We start from the raw sequence: 3,374 nt of genomic DNA, 5'->3' as shown, positions 1-3,374 counted from the left end.
ACGTTGCCCAGGGCGACCCGCGTACGAGCAGAGGTGCGCCGCGGGGATGTGACACTGTGGGGATCCGACGGTGACCTCGTCCTCCTGACGGACTCCGGCACCATCGCAGGACGTGAGCTGGGCGGGCGCAGGGTCACCGCACGCAGCCGCCTGGGAGATGTCATCCTGCATTTCTCGTCTCCGCCCGATCAGGTGAGCGCGCACGGCCACAGCGGCGCGGTCACGGTTGTCGTCCCGGGCGGTCCCTATGCCGTGGATGTGGAGTCGGCGGACCCCGGTGCCGTCGATGTCAGCGTTCCAGCTGACCCGGCGGCGACCCGGACGGTCTCGGCCCGCAGCCGGTCCGGGCGGGTACGGGTGTGCAGCCCCGCCCCGGGCGGACCGGTGCGCCTGTGAGCCGCCGAGGGCCCCGGCCCATGGCAGCCACTACCCTCGAGCCTATGACGGCGGTCAGGAGCGGGCTGGGACCTCGGGTGCTGACTGTGCGGGACTTCCTCGCGTCCGGTCAGCTGTCGTTCTCGTTCGAGTTCTTCGCACCCAAAACCCCTGCGGGGGAGCGCCACCTGTGGACAGCGATCAGGGAGTTGGAATCCCTGCAACCGTCCTTCGTGTCGGTGACCTACGGTGCGGGCGGGTCTAACCGCAAGGGAACCATCGGCGTGACCGAGCGGATTGCGACCGACACCACTCTCACACCGATCGGGCACCTGACGGCTGTCAACCACTCCATGTCCGAGCTGCGGCAGGTGATCGGCAGTTACGCCGGAGCCGGGGTGCACAACGTACTGGCGTTGCGTGGCGACCCGCCCGGTGATCCGCGGGGGACCTGGGTCGCGCACCCGCAGGGTCTGCGCTATGCCGAGGACCTCGTGCGCCTTGTCCGGTCGCTGGGCGACTTCTGCGTCGGGGTCGCGGCGTTCCCGGACCGCCACCCGCGTTCGCCCGACTTCGACACCGACGCCCGCCACCTGGTCGGCAAGCTGGCCGCGGGCGCGGACTACGCGATCACCCAGTTCTTCTTCGATGTGGACGCCTACTTCCGGCTGGTCGAGCGGGTCCGCCGGCTCGGCTGCGAGGCGCCCGTCATCCCCGGGGTGATGCCCGTGACGAATGTCGCGCAGATCGAGCGGATGGCGCAGCTGTCCGGCGCGGAATTTCCCGCGGATCTGGCCGGCCGGCTGCACGAGGTGGCCCACGACCCGGTGGCGGTGGCGGCGGTCGGGGTGGCGGTCGCGACGGACCTGTGCGAGAAGCTGCTGGCCGGAGGTGCACCGGGCATCCACTTCATCACGTTGAACCGCTCGACCGCCACCCGTGAGGTGTTCCGCTCCCTGTCCGGATGGCGGGCGGCCGGTCAGTCGTGGTCCTCGTAGGCGTCGAAGACGCACAACAGCCACTCGTCCCGGAAAGGCTGCTCGCGGACGAGGGCGAAGTCGGCCAGGTTCGCCGCGTCGACGACCGCTGCCACCAGGTCGAGGTCCAGGGTGCCGAACACGGGTGTGATGCGGACCGCGACCACCACTTGGTCGCGCTCCGCGTTGAAGATTGCTGTCGGATGCAGGTCGTCGAGTGTCTCCACGACCAGGGGCGAGTGCTTGGTCACCGATGTCTCCTGCGGCCGCCTTGCGGCGGCTCCTCGAAGGGGGCTGACAGTCGTCGGTAGTGGGTCGTCATCACAAGCGGGTCATGTCGGACGACGGAACCATACGCAGAGGGCACGATGGCTTGGTGACCACCCCGGTGCCCGACCGTGACGGCTTTCTCAGGGAGTGGTCGGGCCTGCACGGAGGTTACGATGCCACAACCGGCATGTGGCTCGTCCGCTGGTGGCTCGGCCTGGTCTACCGGCTGGGACGCCCGTTGGCCGTGGGTGGTATCGGCCCCACGTCGATCACTGTCGCCGGGACGCTGCTGACCGGTGCCATGCTGCCGGCCGCGGCGCTGGGCGGCCCGTACCCGTTGCTAGCCGCGATGATCGTCGTTGCTGGTGGCCTCCTGGACAACCTTGACGGATGTGTGGCTGTCCTCACCCGTCGGGTGACGCCCTGGGGGTACGTCCTCGACTCGCTGGCGGACCGGATCTGTGACGGAATCTACCTTGTCGCCTTCTGGCTGCTCGGCGCCCCCGGTGGGGTGTGTGCCGTTGCCGGGGCCGCGGTCGCGCTGCTGGAGTATCTGCGTGCGCGGGCCGGGAACGTGGGGTTCTGCGAGATCGGCGTGGTGACGGTCGGCGAGCGGCCCACCCGGATCATCATCACAGTAATCGCGATGCTGGGCGCGGCGATCGACCCCGGCCGTGCCGACCTTGCCGGCATGATCGGTGCCGCCGCCACCGCAACGGTCTGTGCCGGGGGCCTGATCCAGCTCGGCATCGTGGTCCACCGGACGTTGCGGACCGCGACGTTGCGGACCGCGACGTTGCCGACCGCGACGTTGCCGACCGGGGCCGGCGTATCCCGACACTGACCACAGCGCGTGGTACGGATCATCGCACTACGCGGGGCCGATCATGTCGGCGACGATTTTCGCGGACATGGCGACCAGCGGGAGGCCCCCACCAGGGTGGGACGACCCCCCGACGAGAAACAGTCCCGGAATCGGCGAGCGGTTGCCCGGTCGCAGGAACGCCGCGCGCACGCCGTTGGACGATGTCCCGTAGATCGCCCCGCCGACCGCGCCGGTCCGTCGCTCCAGATCGGCTGGAGTGATCACACGGTGCCACAGCAGCCGGGCCCGGACATCCAGGCCGCGCTCGGCCATCAAAGCCAGGATCTGGGTGGCGTAGGCGTCGGCAAGCCCTGGTCGATCCCAGTCCACCCCGCGGTTGACCGGGCCGCCGACCGGGCCGGTGCCGGTGCCGCCGCGTGCGGGTCGCGGCGTCGCGGCGTCGCGCGGCGGAGCGGTTATGTGCCGGGCCGCGTTCACCAGGACGAACCATGCCTCACAGCCCGGCGGTGCGAGGGCGGGGTCGTCGGGCGCGCTTATGTAGATCGTCGGATCGGTGGCCAGGCGGCCGCCGAATACCGCGTCGAACTCGCCGTCGTTCTCGGCGGGGAACAGCACCGTGTGATGGGCGAGATCCGGCGTCCGCCCGCGCAGGGCGAGCAGCAGGACGAAGCCGGACAACGACGCCGGCGCCCGGCGTAGCCGCCGCTGCGCCCGCCGGTGGGGCGCGAGCATGCCGTACACCGTGCGGGCATCGACGCCGGACACCACCAGGTCCGCGTCGATGCGCCGGCCGCCGGCCAGCTGTACCCCGGCCACCCGACCACCGGCGTTGCGGGTGATCGCGACGACCTGATGGTCGAGCAGCAGGCGCGCGCCACGGCACACGGCCCGGTCTGCGACAGCCTGGCCGAGCTGGTGAAGGCCGC

General features: G+C 70.7%; 4 protein-coding genes and 1 pseudogene. 3 read left to right on the top strand and 2 right to left on the bottom strand.

Features of this window, described 5'->3' with window-relative positions; all coding sequences use genetic code 11:
* Nucleotides 1-396 (top strand): annotated as a pseudogene (locus U9983_RS27295) (hypothetical protein); the annotation flags it as partial.
* A 44-nt stretch (nucleotides 397-440) separates the two neighbouring features.
* Complete coding sequence (metF, locus tag U9983_RS27290; RefSeq protein WP_322756763.1) at nucleotides 441-1,373, top strand: methylenetetrahydrofolate reductase [NAD(P)H]; 933 nt, start codon at nucleotides 441-443, stop codon at nucleotides 1,371-1,373.
* On the opposite strand, the gene U9983_RS27285 is transcribed toward metF, so the two are convergent.
* A complete protein-coding gene (locus tag U9983_RS27285; protein WP_322748146.1) occupies nucleotides 1,355-1,603 on the bottom strand; it encodes a hypothetical protein in 249 nt (82 codons plus the stop codon). The genes metF and U9983_RS27285 overlap by 19 nt on opposite strands.
* Before the next feature lie 125 nt (nucleotides 1,604-1,728).
* Here U9983_RS27285 and U9983_RS27280 point away from each other — a divergent pair, with 125 nt between their 5' ends.
* Nucleotides 1,729-2,466 (top strand): CDP-alcohol phosphatidyltransferase family protein, encoded by a 738-nt coding sequence (locus U9983_RS27280; protein WP_322756762.1) that lies wholly within the window; start codon nucleotides 1,729-1,731, stop codon nucleotides 2,464-2,466.
* 27 nt (nucleotides 2,467-2,493) lie between these two features.
* Here the strand turns inward: U9983_RS27280 and U9983_RS27275 are convergent.
* Nucleotides 2,494-3,374, bottom strand: an 881-nt coding sequence (locus U9983_RS27275) for a phytoene desaturase family protein (RefSeq protein WP_322756761.1), incomplete at its 5' end; no start/stop codon positions are given.

The sequence above is a fragment of the Protofrankia sp. Cas3 genome (genome assembly GCF_963555955.1).
Taxonomy (GTDB): domain Bacteria; phylum Actinomycetota; class Actinomycetes; order Frankiales; family Frankiaceae; genus Protofrankia.
This window is presented reverse-complemented; position numbering and strand designations above follow the sequence as displayed.